Source organism: Herbiconiux sp., from assembly GCF_023264895.1.
Lineage (GTDB): Bacteria > Actinomycetota > Actinomycetes > Actinomycetales > Microbacteriaceae > Herbiconiux.
Map to the genome: position 1 here is coordinate 19,659 of NZ_JAHFUY010000019.1, position 24,176 is coordinate 43,834.

A 24,176-nucleotide genomic window follows, 5' to 3' on the forward strand; every position below is an offset into this window, starting at 1 on the left:
GGTCGGGTCTCCAGACGGACGGATGCGGCCGGTCGGGCGGGGAGGTCAGGAGGGAAGGCGGGGCGCCCTCACGCGGTGGTGAGGGCGCCCCGGTGCCTCACGCGGCGTCGCAGCTCTCGGGAGCCGGGAGCACGTACTCCGTGAGGTCGAACTCCTCGGTGAGGCGACCGCTCTCGAAGTACACGTCGGCGTTCCGCTGGATCTCGTCGAGCCGGTTCTCCGACTGGTAGTCGAGCATCACCTCGGCGGCCGCGACCGCCGGGGGTGCGCCGAGGAAGGCCGAGAACTGCTCCTCGAAGTAGGCGCGGTCCTCGACCAGGGCGCCCTGCGCGTCGAAGAGCGAGCACTGGATCGCGGCGATCGTGTTGGGGTTGGCCTCGGCGAACTCGCGCGAGGCGACCCAGCCGGACTCGGCCATGCCCTCGTAGTCGCCGGCTCCGTAGTCGAAGACCGAGACGCCGCCGAGGGCGCGCACGGCCGCGAGGGTCGGCCCCACGGCGCTCGAGGCGTCGATGGTGCCCTGCTCGAGTGCCGCGGCGACCTCGCCGTAGGGCAGCTCGACCCAGTCGACGGCGTCGGGGTCGAGGCCCTCCTTCAGCATCGCGTCGCGGAGCTTGATGGCGTGGCTCGACGACAGCGAGATCACGTTGACCGTCTTGCCCTCGAGGTCGGCGAGCTCGGTGATGCCGGAGGACGGCAGCGTCTCGAGCGAGCTGGTCAGCGGCGAGCTGGCCCAGCCCTCCGCGATCACCACGAGGTCGAGGCCCTGCTGGATGGCGTCGATGACGCCGAAGTAGCTCGTGTTCGCGGCGGCCGCATCGCCGGAGATCACCGAGGTGACGGCCACGCCGCTGTTGTCGACGAAGTACGGCTCGATGGTGAGGCCGTACTCGGCGCCGAACTCGTCGGCGGCGGTCTGCAGCGGGATGGTGCCTGGGCCCTTGATGCCGGTGAGCGAGACGTCGGTGGTCTCGGGGGCGAACGGATCGCCGGGGGTCACCTCGTCGGCGACGCTGCCGCCGGAATCGCCTCCGGAGGATCCGCCCGAGGAGCAGGCGGCGAGGGACGCTGCGAGACCGAGGGCGGCGACTCCCGCGAGGGCGCGGATCAGGCGCAGATTGTGCTGTGGACGTGCAGGCATGATGAAGGGTCCTCTCCATTGAGACAGATCATGGCTTTTGTCGGACAATAATATGATCTGGCGGAATGGTCAAGGCCCCCCACCCCCGCCCGAGGGGTGCCGGAGGCGGCCGGCTCAGGTCGCGTCGGCCGACTTCTCCGAGAGCCGAAGGCTCTTGAGCGCCGTCTTCGAGGCGTTGCGCACGTGGGTGGCGCAGAGCTGTGCGGCGAGGGCCCCGTCGCGGCGGAGCGCGGCCTCGGCCATGGCCTGCAGCTCGGCGGCGGCCTCCTCGGCGCGCCCCGGCTCGCCCATCGAGGTGGCGCGCAGGATGCGCACGCGGGCCTGGATGCCCTCGATGATGTTCTTGAGGGCGGGGCTCGCGGCTCCCTCGATGAGCACGACGTAGAGCACGTCCTTCGCGTCGAGCACGACGCGGATCTCGTTGCTGCCGGCCGTGGCGGTCGCGAAGTGGTCCACCGCGTCCTTCAGGCGCTGCAGCTGCTCGTCGGTGGCGCGCTCGACGAACCGCTCGACGAGGATGGCCTCGAGCACCGCGCGGATCTCGTACAGGTCCTCCGCCTCGGCCAGCGAGGGGGCGCTCACGATGGCGCCCCGCTGGGGGACGACCGTCACGAGCCCCTCGCTCGTGAGCTCGCGGAGGGCCTCACGGATGGTGGTGCGGGAGACGCCGAGCTGCTCGATCAGCTCGCGCTCGACGAGCCGCTGACCCGGGCGGAGGGTGAAGTCGAGGATGGCCGAGCGGAGGGCGGTGATCACCTGCTCGCGCAGCGGTGCCGCCACGCGTTCCACATGGGCGCTCGACCAGGCCGCGGAGAGGGTGTTGGGAGCGGTCATCATAGGTCCTAACTGCGTGATGGTGTGCCGATCATACAGGGAGCCGGTGATGGACCAGCGGAAGGCGGGGCGGCGCGAATCGGGGTTGCACCGCGCACCCGGCGCTTGACAATATATTATCGTCAGACAATCTGCGGCAGACGATCGGATGCGACGACGCATCCGGCGGCCGCAACGACCGGTTCTCCGGGGTAGTGAAAGGCGGCACGATGACGTACGCAGGAATCGAAGGCAAGGTCGCGATCGTGACGGGAGGCGTCGGCGGCATCGGCTCGGCCGTCGTCGACCGGCTCTCGGCTGCGGGTGCGCGCCTCGTGATCGTCGACCTCGACGGTGACCGCGCGAAGGCCGCGGCCGACGCGCTCGAGGGCGAGGCGATCGGCGTGGGCGCCGACGTCTCGACCGAAGCCGGTGTCGACGCCTACCTCGAGGCGGCCATCCAGACCTTCGGATCGGCGGACCTCCACCACCTCAACGCGGGGATCGCCGGCAAGCCCCGGATCCAGCTGACCGACGCGACCGTCGACGAGTGGGACGCCGTGATGGCCGTCAACCTCCGCGGCCCGTTCCTCGGCACCCGGGCTGCGCTCCGCCACTTCGTGAAGACCGGCACCACGGGGTCGATCGTCGTCACGGCGTCGATCGCGAGCCTCCGGGGCGCCTCCGACCTCCTCGCCTATACGACCTCGAAGCACGGCGTGATCGGGCTGGTGCACGGCGCTGCCGTCTACGCCGGGCCCATCGGCGTGCGCGTGAACGGCGTCGCGCCCGGGATCGTGCCGACGCCGATCTTCGGCGAGGCGGGCATCCAGGACATGAAGAAGCGGGCGAGCACGTCTCCGCTCCGCCGGGCCGGAGAGCCGGACGAGGTGGCCGCGGCCGTGGCGTTCCTGCTCAGCGACGACGCCTCCTACGTGACCGGAGCCGTGCTCTCGGTCGACGGCGGCGCGAGCGTGCAGAACACCAACCGCTGGGGCGGCGGCGCGGGCCTCTGGGATCCGGCGCCCGTGGATGCGGACCTCATCGCCGCATTCGAAGCTTGATTGTCATACGATATTGACATCATACAATCCGTGGGCAACCATGGATCTCGGAACCGCGACGACGCGGTCCGGCAGTTTCGAAGGGGAAACCGCATGTACATCGTGACCGGAGTGGGCGGCTACGTCTCGGGCGCAGTCGCCCGGCAGCTGCTCGAAGAACTCGGACCGGACCAGCTCGTGGTCACCAGCCGCGACGAGTCGACGCTCGGCGAGTGGCGGGAGCGCGGCGTGACCACGCGCCGGGCCGACTACGGCGACAAGGAGTCGCTCGTGGCGGCGTTCCAGGGGGGAACGCATCTCTTCATGGTCTCGGCCATGGAGGCGGGGCCGAGCCGGCAGTCGCAGCACCGCAACGCGGTCGAGGCGGCGACAGAGGCCGGGGTGGAGCACATCGTCTACACCTCGTTCATCGGCACCGAGCGCCCCGAGGTCAACTCGGTGGAGGTGGCCGACCACAAGTTCACCGAGGGCCTGATCACGCAGAGCGGGATCACCTGGAACTTCCTGCGCAACAACCAGTACGCCGACGCGATGGCCGAGAACCAGGCGGCCATCGCCATCACCTCCGGCCAGAGCATCGGCAACGCCGGCGAGGGAACGGTGGCGTTCGTGGCCAGGGAGGACGTGGCCGCCGTGGCCGCCGCGGTGCTGAAGGGCGAGGGCGAGCCGAACACCGGCTATGACGTGACAGGCCCCGAGCTCCTCACCTACCGCGAGGTGGGCGAGATGATCGCCGAGCTGAGCGGTGCGCCCATCCAGATCGTCGACCTCACCGACGACGAGATGTACGCCATGTGGGATGCGCTCGGTGTGCCGCGCGACGCCACGGGCGACTTCTCGAACTCGCCCGTCCCGTGGGCCAGCGACGGCATGGTGACCTTCGGCCAGATGATCCGCGCCGGCCACCTCGGCCGCACCACCGACGTGGTCGAGCGCTTCACGGGGCGAGCCCCGCGCACCCTCCGCGACCTCATGCTCGAGCGGCGGGCCGGCTGGCCGCCCGTGCCCGAGATCGTGCCCGAGGGGGCCTGACGATGGGCGAGCAGTACGAGTTCACCGTCGTCAAGTACGGCACCCGGCACGGGCACCGCTCCGAGGTCTACCTCAACTACCACGTGCACGGGCAGCCCGACGGGCCCATCGACATGGACTACTTCGTCTGGGTCGCCCGCAACGAGAACCGCACGATCCTCTTCGACACCGGCTTCTCGGTGCAGGGCGGCGCGAACCGCAACCGCACCTTCGTGGCCGAGATCCCCGACATCTACGACGCGCTCGGCATCGACATGGCGGCGGAGCAGACCCTCGTGGTCACCCACGCGCACTACGACCACATCGGCAACCTCGCGGCCTTCCCGAAGGCGCAGATCGTGATCGCGCAGGCCGAGCTCGACTTCTGGCTCTCGTCGATGGGAACGCGCGCCCAGTTCCGCTGGTCGACCGAGCCTGAGGAGATCGACGCGCTGCGGCAGGCCCTCGACGAGGGCAGGGTCACGGCGTTCGAGGGGTCGTTCGAGGTGGCGCCCGGCATCGAGCTGATCGAGGTCGGCGGGCACACGCCCGGCCAGGCCATCGCCCGCATCGCGACGAGCGAGGGCGACGTGCTGCTGGCCTCCGACGCCCTGCACTACTACGAGGAGTTCGAAGAGGACATGCCCTTCGCCTACGTGGCCGACCTGCCCGCGATGTACGCCGGGTTCGACCGCATCCGGGAGCTCCTCGACTCGGGCGTGCAGCACCTCGTGAGCGGGCACGATCCGGACACCCTCAATCGCTTCACCCTCGTGGAGGAGGGCCCGCTCGCCGGGATCTCCGCCACCATCGGAACCCTCCGGAAGGACGCCTGACATATGACCGACGTGATCGGATTCATCGGACTCGGCAACATGGGCGGTCGCATGACCCGCCGTATCGTCGACGGCGGTGTGGAGGTGCTCGGCTTCGACATGCAGCGGGCCGCCGTGGAGGCCGCGGGCGCGAAGCCGCTCGGCTCGGCCGCGGAGGTGGCGGGCGCGAGCGACGTCGTCTTCCTCTCGCTGCCGGACAGCAAGGTGGTCGAGAAGGTCGTGCTCGAGGACGAGTCGTTCATCCCGGCGCTCCGCGAGGGCTCGGTGGTGGTCGACCTCAGCACCGCCGCCCCCGCCTCCACCAAGCGCATCAGCGCGCGGCTGGCCGAGCACGGCGTCGCCTACCTCGACGCGGGCATCTCCGGTGGCGCGGCCGCCGCCGAGAAGGGCGCGCTCACCCTCATGGTGGGCGGTGACGCGGCGGCGCTCGAACGGGTGCAGCCCGTGCTCGCCCACTTCGCCACGAACGTCTTCCTGATGGGGGACTCGGGGGCCGGCCACAGCACGAAGCTGCTCAACAACTTCCTGAACGCCATCAGCCTCGCGGCCACCGCGGAGGTCATGGTGGCGGCGAAGAAGGCGGGGCTCGACCTCGCCACGGTGCTCGACGTGCTGAACTCCAGCTCGGGCGTGAACTTCGCCACCCTCAACCGGTTCCCCAAGATCATCACGGGCGACTACCTCAAGGGCGGCCTCACGAACGCGCTGATGATGAAGGACGTCGTGCTCTACGTCGACCACCTGCACGAGCTGGGCGTCGCCTCGCTCAACTCCGCCGGACCGCTCGCGAGCTTCGGCCTCGCCCAGTCGCTCGGCTACGGCCAGGAGATCAGCAACACCGTCGTCGACGCGATCGGAGACGTCTCGGGGCGCGTGCGACTGCACGAGCCGGAATCGACCCCACGACACGAAGGACAGAAGCCATGACCGACCAGGAGACCACGAAGCAGGATGCCCCTCGCAGCGCTTCGAAGCACGACGCCACGCGGGGTGAGACCTACGAGGCGGGTCTGAACGTGCGCCGCGAGGTGCTCGGGGCCGCCCACGTCGACCGCTCACTCGGTGCCGTCACGGAGTTCTCCCGCCCCATCCAGGAGCTCGTCACGGAGTACTGCTGGGGTGCGGTCTGGACCGACGACGGCATCGACCGCCGCACCCGGAGCCTGCTCAACCTCGTGATGCTCACGGCACTCAACCGCTCGCACGAGCTGGGCGTGCACGTGCGCGGCGCGATCCGGAACGGCGTCACGATCTCCGAGATCCAGGCGACCCTCATGCAGACCGCCATCTACGTGGGCGTGCCGGCGGCGCTGGAGTCGTTCCGCGTGGCCGAGGCCAAGCTCGACGAGATGAAGGCGGCCGGCGAGCTGTGAGCGATGTGAGTGAGCCCGAAGTGAATCAGCCCGAGGTGAAGAAGCCCGAGGTGAAGCAGACCGTCGGCTTCGTCGGCCTCGGCAACATGGGCGGCCCGATGTCGGAGCGCCTCGTGGCCGCCGGCTACCCCGTTGTGGGGTTCGACCTCGCGCCCGCCGCCCGCGAGCGGCTGGCCGCAGCCGGCGGTGCCGCGGCCGAGACGGCGGGCGACGTCGTGTCGCAGTCGGACGTCGTCATCCTCATGCTGCCGAACTCCGACATCGTCGAGAGCGTGCTGACCGGCGAGGACGGCGTGCTCGCCGGTGCTCGCCCGGGCACGCTGTTCGTCGACATGAGCTCGTCCGAGCCGCTCCGCACGCGCGCCCTCGCCGAGGTCGTCGACGCGGCCGGATCGCGCCTCATCGACGCCCCCGTCTCGGGCGGCGTCAAGGGAGCCGTCGCCGGCACCCTCACGATCATGGTGGGCGGTGCCGAGGAGGATCTCGCCCGCGCCGTCGGCGTGCTGGAGGTGCTCGGCAAGCCCGCCCTCATCGGCGGCATCGGCGCCGGGCACGCGCTCAAGGCCATCAACAACCTCATGTCGGCCGCGCACCTCTGGGTGACGAGCGAGGCGATGCTCACGGGCATCGAGTTCGGTCTCGACCCGAACGTCATGCTCGAGGCCATCAACACCTCGAGCGGGCGCAGCGGATCGACGCAGCTGAAGTGGCCGAACTTCATCGTGGGCGAGACCTACGACTCGGGCTTCGGGCTGAGCCTGATGCTGAAGGACATGAAGATCGCGACCGGACTCGCCGAGAGCCTCGGCGTGCCGCATACGCTGAGCGACAAGGCCGTGGAGCACTGGAGCGCCGCGAGCGGCGACCTGGGCCCCGCCGCCGACCACACCGAGGTGGCGCGCTGGCTGCGCGAGCGCGAGAACGAAGGGAGCGGCAAGTGACCGACGAGACTGGCAAGGCCGAGACCCGCAAAGCCGACATCCGGCGCGAGTACGAGGAGTCCCACGGGGAGTGGGACGGCAGCACCCAGGCCGTGCTCGACCTCGACCCCGAGTTCCTCGCCGCCTACTCCAAGCTCGCGGGCGTGCCCGCGAAGGTCGGCGCACTCCCGGAGAAGGTGCAGCACTTCGTGCGCCTCGCCGTGGCGGCGAACTCGACCCACCTCTACCTGCCGCCCGTGCGCGGTCACATCCGCCGTGCCCTCGCCGCCGGAGCGACCCCCGAGGAGGTCATGGAGGTGCTGGAGTGCTGCGCCACCCTCGGCATCCACTCGATGAACATCGGCGTGCCGATCCTCGTCGACGTGCTCGAGCAGGAGGGCAAGCGCACCGAGGCCGCCGAGCTCGACGAGTACCAGGAGCGGCTGAAGGCCGAGTTCACCGAGAAGCGCGGCTACTGGCACTCGTTCTGGAACGAGATCCTCGAGCTCGCACCCGAGTTCTTCGACGCCTACACCGAGTTCTCCTCGGTGCCCTGGGTGAGCGGCACGCTCGAGCCCAAGGTCAAGGAGTTCATGTACATCGCCTTCGACACGGCGGCGACGCACCTCTACACCTCCGGCCTCCGCCTCCACATCGAGAACGCGGTGCGCTACGGCGCCACCGCGGCCGAGATCGTGGAGGTCATGGAGATCGCGGCGACCCTCGGCATCCACGGTGTCTTCGAGGCCGCTCCCATCCTCGTCGAGGAGGCGCGGAAGCTCTCATGACCCCCGACACCACCCCCTACGAGCTCAGCGACGGAACCGCAGCGCGCTTCCGCGAGCTGCTCGGCGACGAGGCGGTCGTGACCGACCGCGCGGGCCGCGACGAGTACTCCGATCCGTACTGGGTCAAGGGCGACCGCACCTACGACTCCTCCGCCGTGCTCTACCCCACGAGCACCGAGGAGGTGCAGGCCGTCGTGCGCCTCGCCGACGAGCTCGGCGTGCCGCTCTGGGTCTCGTCCCAGGGCCGCAACAACGGCTACGGCGGCCCCTCGCCGCGCGTGGCCGGATCGGTGCTCGTGAGCCTCCGCCGCATGAACAAGGTGCTCGAGATCAACGCGCAGCTCGCCTACGCCGTGGTGGAGCCCGGCGTGAGCTGGATGGACCTGCACGCGGCGATCGCCGAGGCCGGGCACGACGACCTCCTCATCTCGGTACCCGACCTCGGCTGGGGCTCCGTGGTGGGCAACTCGCTCGACAGCGGCATGACCTACCTGCCGCTCGGCGTCGACTTCCAGGCCCCCACCGGCATGGAGGTCGTGCTCGCCGACGGGTCGCTGCTGCGCACAGGCATGGGCGGCATCCCGAACTCGAAGTCGTGGCACGCCTACAAGCGCGGCCTCGGCCCGTCGCTCGATCCGCTGTTCGTGCAGTCGAACTTCGGCATCGTCACGAAGATGGGCTACTGGCTCATGCGGATGCCCGAGGCCTACGCACCGCTCTTCCTCACCGTGCCACGCGACCACCAGCTCGAGCAGGCCATCGACATCCTCCGCGAGCTCCGGCTCGACGGCGTCATCCGCGGTGTGCCCGTGATGCAGAACACGCTCACGCTCGCCTCGCACTTCCCGGAGCTGCTCGGCCAGATGCAGGCCGGCGGAACCCTCGGCCCCGAGCAGCTCGACGAACTCGCCGACATCTCGGGCGTGGGCCGCTGGGGCATGCGCACCGCGGTCTGGGGTGACGAGGTCGTCGTGGCCCGGCACGTGGAGAAGATCACCGAGGCCTGGTCGGCGATCGAGGGATCCCGGGTCGACCACCACCGCACCTACCTGCGCGACGAGTGGGACCAGATCGAGCACTTCGTCGACAAGGTGCAGGCGGGCATCCCGAACCTCGACATGCTCGAGTCGCTGCCGCCGGACTTCGGTCACGTGGGCTTCTCGCCCGCCGTGCCCCTCGTCGGCTCCGAGATGCGGAAGGTCATGGACACGCTCGAGGAGATCGTGACCCGCGACACCGGCAACAGCTTCCTCGTGGGCATCTGCGTCTCGAGCGAGCGCAGCGCGCTCGTGGTGAGCGGCTTCGGCTTCAACACCGCCGACGTCGACGAGACCCGCAACGCCTACGCCACCGTGAAGACGATGATCCGGGAGGTGGGCAAGCTCGGCTACGGCGAGTACCGCGCCCACCTCGACTTCATGGAGGAGGCGACCGCCGAGTTCTCCTTCGGCGACCACGCCTACCGCCGCTTCGTGGAGCGGATCAAGGACGCCGTCGACCCCAAGGGCATCCTCTCGCCCGGCCGGCACGGCATCTGGCCGTCCTCCCGACGAAAGCCCTGACCCTCCACCCACCTCTTCCCCACTTCCCCACTTCCCCAAGGAGCAACGATGCCCCAGGTCTCCGACGCGGATCTCTCCGCCCTCCGTTCCGAGCTGAACGGCCCCCTGTTCGAGCGCGGCGACGAGGGCTACCAGCCCGAGATCGACGGCTTCAACTCGCTCTCGCCCATGCGGCCCGACTACGTGGTGGGCGCCACCTCGGAGGCCGACGTGCAGGCGGCGGTGCGCTTCGCCGCCGCGCACGGCCTCGAGGTGAGCGTGCAGGCCACCGGGCACGGCTCCTACCGGGGTGTCGACCACGGCGTGCTCATCCGCACCCACCGGCTCGACTCGGTGACGGTCGACCCGGCGGGGCCGACGGGGCCGACGTTCACGATCGGGGCGGGAGCGCGCTGGATGGGGATCCTGCCCCACCTCGGCGAGCACGGCCTCGCCGCGGTGACCGGCTCCTCCCCGAGCGTGGGAGCCGTGGGCCTCGTGCTCGGCGGGGGCATCGGGCCGCTCAGTCGCACGCTCGGCTGGGCCGCCGACCGCGCCGTGTCGTTCCGCGTGGTGATCGGCGACGGATCGGTCGTGGTGGCGAGCGCCGAGAGCGAGCCCGACCTGTTCTGGGCGCTCAAGGGCGGCAAGGTCGGCCTCGGGATCGTCACGGAGCTCACTCTCGAGGCGCTCGAGCTCACCGAGATCTACGGCGGCGGCCTGTTCTTCGCGCAGGAGGACATCGCCACCGTGCACCGCGCCTGGCTGCCGTGGGCGAAGAGCCTGCCCGAGTCGGCGAACACCTCCATGTCGATCGTGCGGCTGCCGCCCGTCGGCGTGCCCGAGCCGCTGGCCGGGCGCACGCTCGCGCACGTCCGCTTCGCCTACGTGGAGCAGGGAGCCGACGCGGCCGCACTCTCCTCGCGGGGCGCCGAGCTGCTCGCCCCGATGCGCGAGGTGGCGCCGGTCTACATCGACGGCGTCGACGTCATGCCCTTCACCGACGTGGGCACGATCCACGCCGAGCCTTTCGGCCCGCTGCCCATCTGGGAGCGCGGCGAGTTCCTCGATGACATCGACGAGACCTACGTCGAGCGCATCCTCGAGCACGCGGGCGGTGATGTCGAGGCGCCCTTCGCCAACGTCGAGACGAGGCTCCTCGGCGGCGCCATCGCGCGCGACGCCGCGCTGCCCAACGCGATCGGCGGTCGCGGGGCCCAGTTCTCGCTGCTCACCATCGCGGCCGTCATCCCCGGGGTCAACGACCAGGCGCTCCCCGTGGCCGGTCCCGCCCTCTACGACTCGGTGGCCGACTACTCGCACGACGAGATCAACTACAACTGGGCCGGGCACCCGAGCCCCGAGGTCTTCGCGCGGCTGTGGCCCGCCGACATCGCAGCCCGGCTCGCCCAGGTGCGCGAAACCTACGACCCGGCGGGCGTCTTCGCCTACGGGAACTGACAGAGACCCACCTACGACCGCGTACGCGTAGACCACGTACGCGTAGACCACGTACAAGAGGAGTGCACGCATGACCAGCATCGCCGGACGGGTGGCCGTCGTCACCGGCGGCGCCAGCGGCATCGGCCGCGGCATCGCCGAACAGCTGATCGCCGAGGGCGCGCAGGTCGTGATCGCCGACGTGCAGCAGGATGCGCTCGACGCGACGGCCGCCGAGATCGGCGCCACGGGCATCCGCGTCGACGTCACCGACCCCGCGAGCGTCGAGGCGCTCGCCGCCGAGGTGATCGAGCGGTTCGGCTCGGTCGGCATCGTCGTGAACAACGCGGGCATCGGAGCGCTCGGGCGCCTCGCCGACCTCTCGCTGGCCGACTGGAAGTGGATGATCGACGTCAACCTGTGGGGCGTCATCCACGGCGTCACCACGTTCCTGCCGCTCCTGAAGGCGAACCCGGATGGCGGCCACATCGTGAACACCGGATCGATGGCCTCCTTCTCGCCCATGGCGGGCGGCGGGGCCTACGCCGTCACGAAGTACGGCGTGGCCGCGCTCACCGAGGCGCTCGCGATCGAGCTCGAGGAGGACGGCGTGCCCGTGCACGTCACGCTCCTCGCGCCCGGCACCGTGCGCACCAACATCAAGAACAGCACCCGCAACCGTCCGGCCGAGCTCGCGGGCGGGCTCGCCGACGTCGACATCTCGGAGGGCGTCGCCGCCGACCTCCGCTGGATCGACCCGATCGAGGCGGGGCGGATCGTGACCCGTTCCATCCGCAACGACGATCTGTACGCGCTCACGCATCCGGACTGGTGGCACATCGTCGAGGGGCGGCAGACCGCCATCCGCACCGCCTTCGAGAAGTACCCGGTCGAGGATGCTGCAGCACTCTCGGCGGCTCCGTCGGCGGCTCCGGTGGTGGCGTCATGACCACGTGGCGGGGGCGCGCCGGTGTGCTGCGCGCGATCAAGGAGCCGTTCTCCATCGAGGAGGTCGACCTGCTGCCGCTCGATCCGCACCGGGTCGTGGTGAAGACCCACGCGAGCCCGTTCTGCTCGACCGACGTGAAGAACTGGAAGGGCAAGCTCTACAAGATCCCGCCCACCATCCTCGGTCACGCCTCGATCGGCGAGGTCGTGGAGGTCGGCTCGGCCGTCTCCGGCGTACGCGTGGGGCAGCGCGTCGTCGTGCCGGGAACCCCCGAGTGCGGCGTCTGCTACTACTGCAGCATCGGCGAGCCGTGGCAGTGCGGCGAGCTGTTCGATCTCGGTGGCATCTACCCCGACATCGCCGCGGGCGACGACGGTGCGCGCATCTCGTGCGCCGGCTGCGTGGGCGGCTACGCCGAGTACATGTCGATCTCGGGCAACCAGGTGTTCCCGGTGGAGTCTGATCTCGACTCCGACGTGCTCTCGATGCTCGGCTGCGGCATCTCGACGGGGGTCGGATCGGTGTTCAACGTCGCACAGGTGCAGCCGGGGGAGTCGGTGGCCATCGTGGGTGCCGGGCACCTGGGGCTCTGGATGCTGCAGGCCGCGCGGCTCGCGGGAGCGGGCAGCATCACGGTCGTGGAGCCGCACGCCGAGCGGCTCGCGCTCGCCGGTTCGCTGGGCGCGGATGTGCTCGTCGATCCGGGCTCCACGCCCGAGGAGGCCGCCGAGGCGCTCGCCGCCGTGCGGGCCGCCACCGGGGGCCGGGGTGCCGACGTGGTGCTCGAGGCCGCGGGCCCGGCGGTCTCGCAGGCCTTCGCCGTGCAGGCGTCGCGGCGGGGTGGCCGCACGGTGCTCACGGGCTTCGAGATCGGTGGGGCCACGCTGCCGCTGCCGCAGGTCGAGACCGCGCTGCAGAGCCGGCGCATCCTGAGCTCGCAGAACGGGCAGGTGCACATGAAGAGCGACCTGCAGCGCTACACGGGGCTGCTCGAGCGGGGACTGCTCGACGCGGCGCCGATCCTGACGCGGCGCTACCCGCTCGAGGAGCTCGACCTCGCACGTGATCGCTCGGGGAGTCTCGACGACGTGTGCGGGGTGATCGTCTTCGACCACTGAGGTCGCGGGCTCTCGCGCCCGGGTCTTTTCTGGGTGGCGCCCGCGAGCGGTTCGGGCTCGGGCGGAGCACACTCGTCCCATGCGCATCGTCATCGTGGGAGCCAGCGGCAATCTCGGAACGGCACTGCTCCGGCGGGCCCTGCCGGAGCCGGAGGTGCAGCTCGTGGGGGTGTCCCGCCGGCGACCGGCCGACGAGGCGCCCTACTCGGCTGCGGAATGGCATCCGCTCGACATCGCCGAGGGCGGTGCCACCGACCGGCTGCGCGCCGTGTTCAGCGGTGCGGATGCCGTGGTGCACCTCGGCTGGAAGCTGCAGCCCAACCATGACGAGCCCGAGATGGCCCGCACGAACGTGCACGGCACGGCAGTTGTGCTCGACGCGGCTGCGGCGGCAGGGGTGCCGCACGTGCTCGTGGCGTCGTCGGTCGGGGCCTACAGCTTCGGGCCGAAGCACGCGCGGGTGTCGGAGGACTGGCCGACGGGTGGGGTGCACACCTCGCACTACGCGAGGCACAAGGCCATCAACGAGCGGCAGATGGATGCCTTCGAGGCTACGCACCCGTCGATTGTGCTCACGCGAATGCGGCCGGGGCTCGTGTTCCAGCCGGATGCCGCGCGGGAGATCGCGCACCTGTTCGCCGGCCGGCACATCCCGGTGCCGCTGCTCGCGCTCGTCAAGCGGCTGCCCGTGCTGCCGCTGCCCACCTCCCTCATCTCGCAGGCTGTGCACGCCGACGACGTGGCGGATGCGTTCTGGCGTGCCATCGAGCGGCGTGCGGGCGGGGCGTTCAACATCGCGGCCGAGCCGGTGCTGGGGCCATCGGAGGTGGTGGGGGCGTTGGGGATCCCGCGCACGGTGCCGTTGCGTCGTCAGGTGCTGAGGGCGATCGTGGACGTCTCGTGGCGGCTGCGGCTGCAGGCGTCGGACCCGGGGTGGATCGACATCGCCACGTCGGTGCCCGTGATGTCGACGGCGCGTGCTCGGGCGGTGCTGGGGTGGGAGCCGACGGTGTCGTCGACGGCGGCGCTGCGGTCGCTGGTGGATGCACTCGGGGTGAATCGGGGGCATGAGCCTTCGCCGTCGTTGGGGGCGTGAGCGGCTGAGGGGATAGGCTGCCGCGCGCTTCGCGCTTGCCTTCGATGGGCGTGGTTCGGTTTTCAGGAGCCGGTGTCGGTGGGTACTGATTGAATAAAGCTCATGAAGACGACGTTCGGATCACCTCCCGGGGCACCCCTGGATGCTCTCGAGCGTGCGATCTCGGATGAGGTGGCGGGCTTCGCTCGGGATGATCGGAAGATCGCGAGGCTGCAGGCCCGGCAGGCGCGGCGGTTGGCGCGGGCGGTCGGGTTGGCGGAGTCTCGGGCGGAGTTGCTGCAGGGTGGGTTGACGCCGAAGGCGCGCGAGTGGGCTCGCCGGTCGCTGCGGGCCGAGGTGGCGTGCGCTACCCGGCGTTCGGAGGGTGCGGTGTCGCGTCTGATCGCGGATGCGGAGGCGTTGGTGGCGGATCTGCCTTCGACGCTCGCCGCGCTCGAGGCGGGCGAAGTCTCCTACGCCCACGCCCGTTCGGTGGTGATCCATGCGGGCTCGCTCCCGATCGAGGCGCGTGGCGCATTCGAGCACGCGGTCCTGCCGCAGGCGCGGGAGAAGAACCCGGCCCGCTTCGACGACGTGGCCCGGCGTCTGCGTGAGGTGCATCATCCCGAGTCGATCACCCGCCGAGCGGTGCTCGCCCGTGAAGAGCGTGCCGTCTGGTTGGACGCGGAGCGGGACGGAATGGCGACCCTCCATCACCATCTGCCCGCAGTGGACGCGCTCGCGATCCACGACATCATCGACCAGGCGGCCCGCGCCGCACGGAGTGACACTGAGCCGCGCACGCAGGCGCAGCTGCGCTCGGACATCCTCGCCGACCGAATTCTCGGCCGCTCCGATGGCCTGGCTGGCTTCGTGCCGAGCGTGATCGTGACGGTGCCGGCGCTGGTGCTGGCCGGGTGCGAATCGGCACCCTCCACGTCGCCCACGTTCACCCCACCCAAGTGCCCGTCGTTCATCTCCACCCCGCCCACTTGCACCCCGGCGGACTCACCTGCGGAGTTGCACGGGTACGGCCCCATCGACCCCGCGACTGCCCGCCGGATCGCCGCGTCGGCGCCCACGTTCCTCCGCGTGCTCACCCACCCGGTCACCGGCGACGTCATCGAGGCCGCCGGACGCTATCGCATCCCCACCGCGCTGCGTGAGGTGCTGGTCGTGGCAGACCAGCACTGCCGGTTCCCCGGCTGCGGTCGCCGGGCCGCACGGTGCGAACTCGATCACACCGTGGACTGGGCGCACGGAGGCCGGAGCGTCGCCTCGAACCTCGCCCATCTCTGCACGAGCCACCATCACCTCAAACACGACGGTGGCTGGCAGGTGACCCGCCCACCCGACACCGGGCCCGCATCCCGCGCCCTCGAATGGCGATCACCTCTCGGCGCCACCTACCGCACCAATCCACCCGGAGCGGCCCTTACCGCTGGGCACATCGCCGACCCGCCACCCTTCTGATGCGCCGAATGATGCACCGACGGGTGCCGAAGGATGGCGGGCGCGATGGGCGCCAAAGGCGCGGCGGGATCGCCGGCGGGTCAGGCCTCGTCGCGGTACTTGGCCGGCCAGACGCCGTGGCGGCCGGGGGAGAGGATGCCCTTGGGGTCGACCGCGTCCTTGATCGCCTGGGTGAAGCGACGGTAGGCGTGGTCGCCGAAGGAGTACTGCTCCGAAGCGAGGTCCATGAAGTCGAGGTGCGCGCGGTACTCGCCGTAGCCGAGCGCCGCGACCTCCTCGATCAGGATCTTCACCGTCTCGAACGTGCGCGCCACATCCTCGGCATTCGTGCGATCGAAGCTCACCGAGCTCACGATCATCGCACTCCGATCATTGGTCGGGAAGATCGCGCACACGAAGTTCGTGCCCGTGCGCTCGATCACCCGTGCCTTGATCCGGTCGACGACCTCCACGACCTCCGCACCCTTCAGCGGCACGATCGGCGAGAAGCCCACGTGCCCGACCCAGTCGGGCATCTGCTCCATCATCTCCATGGTGGGGATGCCCGCCGAGATCTTCTGCATGAACGTCGAGATCTCATGCCAGTTCGACGCCCCGAACCGGCCCAGCTCATCGATCCGCGACCCCTCGATCGCCGACCAGGCCTCCCGGATCCGCGCGAGATGATGATCGATCACCGGCCCGTCACCCCACAGCGCCGTGCGCACACCCCAGCGACCGATGCCCGTGGCATCCGCCAGCGCATCGAGCCTGTCCTCCGACCACGTCGCATCCGCCCCCGGGAACATGCCCATGTGCTCCGGGAACTGCGTGCCCATCGTGATGAGGTTCTGCAGATTCGGCACCCCGCGGATGACACCGTCGAGCCGGAGCTCCCGGATGATGTCGATCGCCTGCGCCAGCTGGTGGTCACGCGGCACCGAGAGGTAGAGCGGCGCGTACTCCCGCGGCCGCCGCATGAGCCACACACCCATGCGCGTGACGATGCCGTAGTTCGACTGCGTGAAGAGCGGATCGAGCGTCGGACCGAGCCCTCGCTTGTAGACGTGCCACGACTTCGAATCCGGGATCGCCCCCATGCCCGTGCGCAGCAGCGAACCGTCGGCGAGCACGACCTCCATGCCCGTGGGCGCCTGGAAATCCGAACCGAGCGGCAGGTAGGTCATGCCGTTGTCGAGCGAGTTGCCGATGATCGAGCCCCACCCGATGTCCGGCACCGAGAGCATGAGCTCGTCACCCAGCTCGTGCAGCGCCGCGTGCAGATCGAGCCAGCGCACCCCGGGCTCCACCACCGCGTAGGCGAGCTCGGTGTCGATCTCGAGGATGCGGTTCATCTGCCGTAGGCTGATCAGCACCGAACCGGCCACCCGCGGCGACGGCCCGCCGTAGCCGTTGTTGCGGCCCTGCGACGAGGTCCACACCGGCACCTCGTAGCGGCCGGCGATCCGCACGATCTCCTGCACCTGCTCCACACTCGTGGGGAAGACGACCGCCGACGAGTCGTAGGTGCGGTCGTCGTGGTGCCAGTACGGGTCGCGGAAGGTGTCGCGCTCCTCCTCGGTGAGCAGGATGTTCTCGCGGCCGACCACCGCGACGAGCTCGTCCCGCGCGGCGTCCGGCAGCGTGGCGGGCGCCGGATGACGGGTGCTCACGCGCGCGCAGCCGAACCGGCCGCCGAGCTGTCGCCCGCGATCCCCGTCGTCACGGCGGCCGCCGCGTACTCCTCCTCGGAGACCTCCTCGAGCCACACCGTGTCGCCGAGCGTGATGGCCGTGTGCCCGAGCAGCGACTCGGCGGTGCCGCCGTGCCAGTGCCGCTCTCCGGGCTCGATCCAGACCGTGTCGCCCTCCGAGATGAGCTGCGGCACCCCGTCCGCACCGGCCACGAAGCCGCGACCGCGGAAGACCTGGAGGATCTGCCCGTGCGAGTGGTGGTGCCAGTACGTGCGCGAGCACGGGGTGAACAGCACCGTGTTGATCTTCACGTCGGCGCGATCCGTGATCACCGGATCCTGGAGCACCTGCCCCGTGAACGTGCCGCTGGCAGTGATGGAGGGGGCACCGGATCGGCCCGAGATGATGCGCATGTCGCTCTCTTCCGTGAACATCGTCGTCCAGATTGTCAGACAGTACTATAGCTCTCAGTCGAGGCCTGAAACTAGTTGTAGCTGTTGTAACTAAATGCTAGCATCGGCGACACCGCGGGTCCATGCCCGCATCCGAGTCAGCGCAAAGGGGCGAGACATGACTGCAGTCGAGACCAGCACGGAAGAGATGAGCACGGACGGGCCCAGCAAGGGCGAGTTCCGCGACGTCATGGGACGGTTCGCGAGCGGCGTGACCGTCATCACCACGAACTTCGAGGGAGAGGACCTCGGCGCCGCCGCGAGCGCCGTCTCGTCCCTCTCGGATGAGCCGCCGAGCCTGCTCATCTGCCTCAACGTCACCTCCACGACGGCGCAGGCCATCGTGAAGAACGGCACCTTCGCCGTCAACGTGCTCGCCGAGGACTCCGCACCCATCGCGCAGCGCTTCGCGAGCAAGGCGCCCGACAAGTTCGCCTCCATCGCCTTCGAGCGCGGCCACGCCGACGTCCCGCTCATCGCCGGAAGCATCGCCCACTTCGAGTGCGTGGTCGACGAGACCGTGCGCGGCGGCACCCACCTCGTGTTCCTCGCCCGCGTGGTGAGGGTCTCCTCGAAGCCGGGAAACCCGCTCGCCTACTTCCGCGGGTCCTTCGGCCGCATGGAGACGGCCCCGGATGCCGCAGCGCTCCACGCCGTGCGCGACTACGTGGTGGCGGCGGTGACGGATGAGACGGTGCCGCTCGACGCCGAGAGCATCGCGGCCGAGCTCGAGATCGAGGTGGGCCGCACGTTCCAGGCGCTCGTCGCCCTCTGCAACGAGGGGCTCGTGCGCCGCGCCGGCGGCACCTTCGAGGTCGAGCCGGTGCCGGACGAGGTCATCTACGACTACTACGCCGCCAAGCTCGCGATCGAGGTGGGGGCTGCCGCCCAGACCGTCGGATCGGTCGAGCCCGAGCAGCTCGCGGAGCTCCGCCGGCTGCTCGACGAGACCCTCGGGTTCAGCGTCGACGAGCAGTTCAGCGACCCCAAGGGCTGGATCCGCGCGAACGCGGACTTCCACGAGTACCTCGTCGGCCTGGCCGGCAGTGTCATCCTCACCGAGACCTACAAAGGGCTGCAGCTGCCCGCCCTCGAGCAGCGCTCGATCAAGCCCTCGACGAAGGCCACGACCGTGCTGCACGACGACCATCGAGCCATCGTGGAGGGCTACGAGAGCGGCGACGTCGAGCTCGTGCTGCGCACCCTCACGGCCCACGCCCGCCGCCCGCAGGAGATGCGGGCGGGCGACGCCGGGGCCTGAGTCCCGGCGCCGGCCCCAGGCCGCGCCATGGCTGCATCCTGCCTCACATCACCATGCCGCCGTTGGAGTTGACGGTCTGCCCGGTGATGAACTGCGCCTCGTCGCTGCAGAGGTAGACGATGGTCGCGGCCATCTCCGAGGCCGGCACCACGCGCGCGATCGGCTGCAGCGCGACCATGCTCGCGAGCAGCTCCTCGTCGTCGGGCAGCATCGCGGTCTTCGTGGCGGCCGGGGCCACAGCATTGATCCGGATGTTCTCCGACCCTACGAGGGCCGCGATCGCCCGGGTCATGCCCAGCACCCCGGCCTTCGAGGCGGGGTAGGCGGCGGCGAGCGGATACGGCGCGAGCGCGCCGACGCTCGAGATGGTGACGACGGCGCCGCCCCGGCCCTCGTTCTTCCGCAGCAGCGGCAGCGCGGCGCGCACGCAGTAGAAGGTGCCGGTGAGGTTGACCCGGATCACGAGATCCCACGCGGCGTCGTCGATGGTCGACGGATCGGGGTCGCTGTTGCGGTCGGAGAGCCGCCACGGCGCATCCGAGATGCCGGCGGCCGTCACGAGCACGTCGAGCCGGCCGTGGTCGGCGGCGACCCGTTCGAACGCCGCGTTCACCTGGGCGCTGTCGCCCACGTCGACCGCCTGCGTCACGACTTCGTCGACACCGGCCCACACCGCGTCGAGCGCGTCGGCCGAGAGGTCGAGGGCGTAGAGGACGGCGCCTTCGGCGACGAGGCGTTCGACGACGGCCCGGCCGATGCCCGACGCGGCTCCCGTGACGACGGCGATCCGGCCGGGGAAGCGGCGGGCTCCCCAGGTCTCGACATCCGCCGCCCCGACTCGGACGGTCGTGGTCGCGGGGGTGGTCTCTTCGTGGTTCGGCATCGTCGCCCTCCAGGGTTGCAATATGTCTGATTGTCGTACAACAATGATGCCGATGGTAGACGCGCCTCCCGCGCCGACGCCAGCATCCGCAGATTTCAAAGGAGAGATCGAACGTGCACACCTTCCCCAGGCCCCGGGCGGAACGACTCTCCGTCGAGCGTGACCACGTCGAGGCCACCTGCCCCGAATGCGGCGGCACCGACATCGCCAGCTACCGCGCCCTCAGCGAGGGCGGGTGGTGGACGGTCGTGAAGTGCCAGGACTGCCTCGCCTCGCTCGAGCGGACCCCCGCGCCGGCGCTCGGGTCGTTCGTGCCGCTCGGCACGACCGTCGCGAACACCCCGAGCACCACCCCTACCGCCACCGCAGGAGGCCGCGCATGATCGGCGTGGATGTCGGCGGCACGTTCACCGACGTCGTCGCGATCCGCGACGGCAAGGTCACCGTCACGAAGGTGCCCTCCGGCCGCACCGACCCGGCCGGCTCGGTGGTCGAGGGCGCCCGGCGCCTCGGCGTGGAGGGCAGCGCCGTGTTCAACCACGCGAGCACCATGGGCCTGAACGCCGTGCTCGAGCGCCGGCTGCCGAAGATCGCCTTCCTCACCACCGAGGGCTTCCGCGACGTGCTCGACCGCGGCTCGGTGCACCGGCCGCTCGCGGCGCAGACCGACCCGTCGTGGCGGCGCACCTTCGGCGACGCGGCCCGCCCGCTCGTGCCGCGCTACCTCCGCCGCGGCATCGTGGAGCGGAAGACCGCCGACGGCGGCACCCTCATCCCGCTCGACGAGGCGCAGGCCCGGCACGAGCTCGAGATCCTCAGCCGGATGGACATCGACGGCGTCGCCATCTGCCTGCTCAACGCCTACGTCGACGACAGCCACGAGCTGCGCCTCCGCGAACTCGTGCGCGAGGTGCTCGGCGGCGACGTGGAGGTGTCGATCTCGTCGGCCACCTCCCCGCTCGCCAAGGAGTACGAGCGCGCCTCGACCACGGTGATCGACGTCATCATGAAGCTGCTCTTCAGCGACTACTCCGAGCAGCTGCAGGCGGGCCTCGGCGGCCTCGGCTTCGACGGCCAGCTGAACTTCGCCGACTGCGCCGCCAACCTGCTGCCCTGGCAGGAGGCTCTCGAGCGCCCCTTCCGCATCCTGTTCGCCGGCCCCGCCGCGGGCACCGTCTCGAGCGGCCACCTCGGAGCCGCGATCGGCCGCGCCGACATCCTCTGCGCCGACGTCGGCGGCACCTCCACCGACGTCTCGATCATCGTGGGCGGTGCGCCGTTCGTGCAGAACACCTTCGAGATCGAGCACGACCTCATCATCAACGCCCTCTCCACCGAGGTGTCGAGCGTGGGAGCGGGCGGCGGCAGCCTCGTCACCGTCTCCTCCTCGGGCGGCATCCTCGTGGGCCCCGGCAGCGCGGGCGCCGAGCCCGGCCCCGCCTGCTACGGCCGCGGCGGCACCGAGCCGACGGTCACGGATGCCGCGCTCCTCATCGGCATCCTCGATCCGGCCGGATTCGCCGGCGGCGAGTTCGAGCTCGACCGCGAGGCCGCGCGCCGGGCGTTCGAGTCGCTCGACACCCCGGTGCCCTTCGACGAGCGGGTGCGCACGGCGTACCGGCTCGCGGTGGCGCACATGGCCGAGGAGATCCTCAACGTGGCCGTGCGGCACGGTGTCGACATCCGCGACTTCAGCCTCATGGCCTACGGGGCGGCGGGCGGCATGCTGCTGCCGGCCGCACTCGACCTGCTCCCGCTGAAGGAGGTCGTGATCCCGCCGCACCCCGGCCTCTTCTCGGCCATCGGTCTGCTCTCGGCCGACCAGGTCTACTACGAGGCCGAGAGCGCCTACGTGGTGTTCGGGCCCGAGAGCGCCGAGGGCATCGAGGCCGTCTACCAGCGCATGGAGGAGCGCCTCCGCGAGCGCCTCGGCGAGGCGGGCGAGGGGCTGCCGGTGCGCCGGAGCTTCGACGGCCGCCTGATGGGGCAGAGCTGGGAGACGCCGTTCGTGCAGATCCCGGAGGGCGCCATCACGGCCGAGACCATCGGCCGGGCCGTCGCCGGATTCCACGACACCTACGAGCTGCGGAACGGCAACCGCTTCGACGCGTTCCCCGTGGAGGGCGTGACCTACCGGGTCGAGCTCGTGGTGCCCTCGGAGAAGGTCGACTACACCCCGGCCGAGGCCCGCGATCCGTTCCCCGCCGTGCCCGAGGGCACCACGACGCTCAGCCATCTGACCGGCGAGCCGGTCGAGGCCGAGTGGTTCTCGCGGCCCGCCCTCGAGACCGGCGCGACCGTCACAGGTCCCGCCATCATCCGCGAGGAGCTCAGCACCACGTTCGTCGCCGCCGGGCAGTCCGCCGTCGTGGGCCGCTGCGGCGAGCTCATCATCACCACGAGGAGCGCATCATGACAGACACCATCTCCCGCCCGGCTCCGCGGGCGGCCTCGCAGATCCGCGACCTCGACGAGGCGGCCTTCCAGGCCCACTACGACTGCGACCGCTACACCGCCACCGTGCTCGGCAACCGCTTCGACTACCTCGTCGAGCACATGAGCGCGCGCCTGCTCACGGGCGCCTTCTCGCCCGTGCTGCGCGACTTCTACGACCTCGCCTGCACGATCGCGGGCCCCGCCGAGCTCGGCTATCCGGTGCCCGCCGCGAGCAACGGCATCGTGCTGATGGCCGGCACCACGATCGACGCCGTGCCGAACATGGTCGACGAGTTCGGCGCCGACCGGCTGCGCCCGGGCGACGTGCTCATCGCCAACGACCCGTACCGCACCGGCAACCACAACAACGACCTCGTCTTCACCCGGCCGGTCTTCGTCGACGGGCGGATCGTGGCCTACGTCACGCTCAACGCCCACCAGCTCGACATGGGCGGCACGGTGCCCGGCGGCTTCAGCGCCACCAAGCAGAACGTGTTCGAGAACGGCCTCGTGCTCTCGCCGCGCCTGCTCGTCCGTGAGGGCGTCAACGTGCCCGAGACCTGGAGCGTGATCTTCGACAACGTGCGCATGGCCGAGGTGCTCTACCCCGACATGAAGACCGTCTGCTCGAGCCTCGAGCTCGGCGAGCGGCTCGTGCTCGAGTCGATCGAACGCTACGGCCTCGGCGCCTTCCACGGCGCCATGCGCTACGCCACCGACGTGGCGGCGGAGCGGATGGCGCTCGGCATGGCCGAGCTGCCCGACGGAGACTGGGAGGCCGAGCACGGCGTCGACGCCGACGGCATCGACGACAGCGAGAGCTACCCCGTGCACGTCGCCATCCGCAAGCGCGGCGACCGCATCGAGGTCGACTTCTCGGGCACGCACCGGCAGGCCCGCACCTCGATCAACGCCACCGCGTGGGAGGTGAAGACCGCCATCGGCGTGGCCCTGAAGTACAACTTCGACCCCCGCGGCCGCTTCAACTCCGGGCTCTTCCGCAACATCGACATCGTCATCCCCGAGGGCAGCGTCGTCTCGGCGCTGCCGCCGGACGGCGCGGTGTTCCTCTACTTCGAGCAGAGCCAGGTCATCCTCGCCACCGTGCTCATCGCCCTCGAGAAGGCTCTCGGCGAGCGGGCCATCGCGGGCGACCGCGCCGGCACCAACCTGCACACCGCGTTCGGTGCGCATCCGGATGGCACGCCCTGGGTCTCGGCCATGCAGTGCGGCGGCGAGATCGGCCCCTTCGGCGCCAACCGGCACGGCGACGCCGACACCCAGTGCATGTCGTACCTCGCCAACGGCGTCGCCCCGTCGGTGGAGGCCATCGAGAAGGAGAGCCCCGTGGTGATGCTCCGGCACGAGCCCGTGGCCGACACGGCGGGGCCCGGCGTCAACCGGGGCGGCAACGCCATGCTCCGCGACACCCTCTGGCTCACGGATGCCGCGCACTCGATCATCGAGCTCCGGCACAAGTCGGTCACCGGCTTCGGCGTGCACGGCGGCGGCAGCGGCGTCAACGGCGGGGTGTGGATCTTCCCGCCCGACGCCGAGGGCGCGGCAGCCGTGCCCGGCACCGGGCGAGACTCGTTCGGCGGCGGAACCGCCTGGGCGGGCGTCATCGACCCCGAGTCGAACGCCCCGTCGGCCGAGGGGGAGTACGTGTACCCGTTCTCGAACGCCAACACGAGCACGAAGCAGTCGGTGCTCCGCTACATCACGAACGGCGCCGGAGGCTGGGGCGATCCGCTCGCCCGGGAGCCGGAGCGCGTGCTGGTCGATGTGCGCGACGAGTACGTCACGATCGAGGGTGCAGCGAGGCTGTACGGCGTCGTCGTGTCCGGTGACCCGCACGAGGATCCCGAGGGGCTCGTGCTCGACCTCGACGCCACCACCGCTCTCCGCCAGCAGCTCCGCGCCTTGTAA

Annotated in this window: 22 protein-coding genes; 17 read left to right on the forward strand and 5 right to left on the reverse strand. The window is 70.5% G+C overall.

Annotation, left to right across the window (positions count from 1 at the left end):
- Positions 1 to 97 precede the first annotated feature (97 nt).
- Both Q0D57_RS02965 and Q0D57_RS02970 read right to left on the reverse strand, forming a co-directional pair.
- Positions 98 to 1,141 (reverse strand): ABC transporter substrate-binding protein, encoded by a 1,044-nt coding sequence (locus Q0D57_RS02965; RefSeq protein WP_291037877.1) that lies wholly within the window; start codon positions 1,139 to 1,141, stop codon positions 98 to 100.
- Between the two features lie 114 nt (positions 1,142 to 1,255).
- Positions 1,256 to 1,975: a GntR family transcriptional regulator gene (locus Q0D57_RS02970; protein WP_291037880.1), complete on the reverse strand. Its 720-nt coding sequence runs from the start codon at positions 1,973 to 1,975 to the stop codon at positions 1,256 to 1,258.
- Between the two features lie 209 nt (positions 1,976 to 2,184).
- Between Q0D57_RS02970 and Q0D57_RS02975 the strand changes: the two genes are divergently transcribed.
- From Q0D57_RS02975 to Q0D57_RS03035, 13 genes are all read left to right on the forward strand, one after another.
- The gene (locus Q0D57_RS02975) at positions 2,185 to 3,018 is read left to right on the forward strand and encodes an SDR family oxidoreductase (protein WP_291037882.1); all 834 of its coding nucleotides are present in this window, start codon (positions 2,185 to 2,187) and stop codon (positions 3,016 to 3,018) included.
- Positions 3,019 to 3,111: 93 nt separating this feature from the next.
- Positions 3,112 to 4,050, forward strand: coding sequence for an NAD(P)H-binding protein (locus Q0D57_RS02980; RefSeq protein ID WP_291037884.1), 939 nt, complete (start codon positions 3,112 to 3,114; stop codon positions 4,048 to 4,050).
- Between the two features lie 2 nt (positions 4,051 to 4,052).
- Positions 4,053 to 4,865 carry an N-acyl homoserine lactonase family protein gene (locus Q0D57_RS02985; protein WP_291037886.1) on the forward strand — a complete coding sequence of 271 codons (813 nt, stop codon included), beginning with the start codon at positions 4,053 to 4,055 and terminating at the stop codon, positions 4,863 to 4,865.
- A 3-nt stretch (positions 4,866 to 4,868) separates the two neighbouring features.
- Positions 4,869 to 5,792, forward strand: a complete 924-nt coding sequence (locus Q0D57_RS02990; RefSeq protein ID WP_291037889.1) for an NAD(P)-dependent oxidoreductase — start codon at positions 4,869 to 4,871, stop codon at positions 5,790 to 5,792.
- Entirely contained in the window at positions 5,789 to 6,238 is a 450-nt protein-coding gene (locus Q0D57_RS02995; protein ID WP_291037891.1) for a carboxymuconolactone decarboxylase family protein, read from the forward strand. Before Q0D57_RS02990 ends, Q0D57_RS02995 begins: the two co-directional genes overlap by 4 nt.
- A 20-nt stretch (positions 6,239 to 6,258) precedes the next feature.
- A complete protein-coding gene (locus tag Q0D57_RS03000; protein WP_291037895.1) occupies positions 6,259 to 7,179 on the forward strand; it encodes an NAD(P)-dependent oxidoreductase in 921 nt (306 codons plus the stop codon).
- Positions 7,176 to 7,946 carry a carboxymuconolactone decarboxylase family protein gene (locus tag Q0D57_RS03005; RefSeq protein WP_291037898.1) on the forward strand — a complete coding sequence of 257 codons (771 nt, stop codon included), beginning with the start codon at positions 7,176 to 7,178 and terminating at the stop codon, positions 7,944 to 7,946. Before Q0D57_RS03000 ends, Q0D57_RS03005 begins: the two co-directional genes overlap by 4 nt.
- Positions 7,943 to 9,508 carry an FAD-binding oxidoreductase gene (locus Q0D57_RS03010; protein WP_291037902.1) on the forward strand — a complete coding sequence of 522 codons (1,566 nt, stop codon included), beginning with the start codon at positions 7,943 to 7,945 and terminating at the stop codon, positions 9,506 to 9,508. The genes Q0D57_RS03005 and Q0D57_RS03010 overlap by 4 nt, the downstream gene beginning before the upstream one ends.
- 48 nt (positions 9,509 to 9,556) lie before the next feature.
- Complete coding sequence (locus tag Q0D57_RS03015) at positions 9,557 to 10,948, forward strand: FAD-binding protein (protein ID WP_291037906.1); 1,392 nt, start codon at positions 9,557 to 9,559, stop codon at positions 10,946 to 10,948.
- 70 nt (positions 10,949 to 11,018) lie between these two features.
- Positions 11,019 to 11,876 carry an SDR family NAD(P)-dependent oxidoreductase gene (locus Q0D57_RS03020; RefSeq protein WP_291037910.1) on the forward strand — a complete coding sequence of 286 codons (858 nt, stop codon included), beginning with the start codon at positions 11,019 to 11,021 and terminating at the stop codon, positions 11,874 to 11,876.
- Complete coding sequence (locus Q0D57_RS03025) at positions 11,873 to 12,994, forward strand: alcohol dehydrogenase catalytic domain-containing protein (protein WP_291037913.1); 1,122 nt, start codon at positions 11,873 to 11,875, stop codon at positions 12,992 to 12,994. The genes Q0D57_RS03020 and Q0D57_RS03025 overlap by 4 nt, the downstream gene beginning before the upstream one ends.
- 79 nt (positions 12,995 to 13,073) lie before the next feature.
- Positions 13,074 to 14,090: an NAD-dependent epimerase/dehydratase family protein gene (locus Q0D57_RS03030; protein WP_291037917.1), complete on the forward strand. Its 1,017-nt coding sequence runs from the start codon at positions 13,074 to 13,076 to the stop codon at positions 14,088 to 14,090.
- A 102-nt stretch (positions 14,091 to 14,192) separates the two neighbouring features.
- On the forward strand, positions 14,193 to 15,542 hold the full coding sequence (locus tag Q0D57_RS03035; RefSeq protein WP_291037922.1) for an HNH endonuclease signature motif containing protein: 1,350 nt from the start codon (positions 14,193 to 14,195) through the stop codon (positions 15,540 to 15,542).
- A gap of 80 nt (positions 15,543 to 15,622) precedes the next feature.
- Here Q0D57_RS03035 and Q0D57_RS03040 read toward each other — a convergent pair whose 3' ends face one another.
- Together Q0D57_RS03040 and Q0D57_RS03045 are read right to left on the reverse strand one after the other, a co-directional pair.
- A complete protein-coding gene (locus Q0D57_RS03040) occupies positions 15,623 to 17,194 on the reverse strand; it encodes an FAD-binding oxidoreductase (protein WP_291037925.1) in 1,572 nt (523 codons plus the stop codon).
- The gene (locus Q0D57_RS03045; RefSeq protein ID WP_291037928.1) at positions 17,191 to 17,649 is read right to left on the reverse strand and encodes a cupin domain-containing protein; all 459 of its coding nucleotides are present in this window, start codon (positions 17,647 to 17,649) and stop codon (positions 17,191 to 17,193) included. Before Q0D57_RS03045 ends, Q0D57_RS03040 begins: the two co-directional genes overlap by 4 nt.
- A gap of 136 nt (positions 17,650 to 17,785) precedes the next feature.
- Here Q0D57_RS03045 and Q0D57_RS03050 point away from each other — a divergent pair, with 136 nt between their 5' ends.
- Positions 17,786 to 18,928 carry a flavin reductase gene (locus tag Q0D57_RS03050; RefSeq protein WP_291037930.1) on the forward strand — a complete coding sequence of 381 codons (1,143 nt, stop codon included), beginning with the start codon at positions 17,786 to 17,788 and terminating at the stop codon, positions 18,926 to 18,928.
- Between the two features lie 43 nt (positions 18,929 to 18,971).
- Here Q0D57_RS03050 and Q0D57_RS03055 read toward each other — a convergent pair whose 3' ends face one another.
- Positions 18,972 to 19,811: an SDR family NAD(P)-dependent oxidoreductase gene (locus tag Q0D57_RS03055; protein WP_291037933.1), complete on the reverse strand. Its 840-nt coding sequence runs from the start codon at positions 19,809 to 19,811 to the stop codon at positions 18,972 to 18,974.
- Positions 19,812 to 19,924: 113 nt separating this feature from the next.
- Between Q0D57_RS03055 and Q0D57_RS03060 the strand changes: the two genes are divergently transcribed.
- From Q0D57_RS03060 to Q0D57_RS03070, 3 genes are read left to right on the forward strand one after another with little or no spacing between them, the layout of a single operon-like run.
- Positions 19,925 to 20,194 carry a hypothetical protein gene (locus Q0D57_RS03060; protein ID WP_291037936.1) on the forward strand — a complete coding sequence of 90 codons (270 nt, stop codon included), beginning with the start codon at positions 19,925 to 19,927 and terminating at the stop codon, positions 20,192 to 20,194.
- Positions 20,191 to 22,227 (forward strand): hydantoinase/oxoprolinase family protein, encoded by a 2,037-nt coding sequence (locus Q0D57_RS03065; protein WP_291037939.1) that lies wholly within the window; start codon positions 20,191 to 20,193, stop codon positions 22,225 to 22,227. Before Q0D57_RS03060 ends, Q0D57_RS03065 begins: the two co-directional genes overlap by 4 nt.
- On the forward strand, positions 22,224 to 24,176 hold the full coding sequence (locus Q0D57_RS03070; RefSeq protein WP_291037942.1) for a hydantoinase B/oxoprolinase family protein: 1,953 nt from the start codon (positions 22,224 to 22,226) through the stop codon (positions 24,174 to 24,176). The genes Q0D57_RS03065 and Q0D57_RS03070 overlap by 4 nt, the downstream gene beginning before the upstream one ends.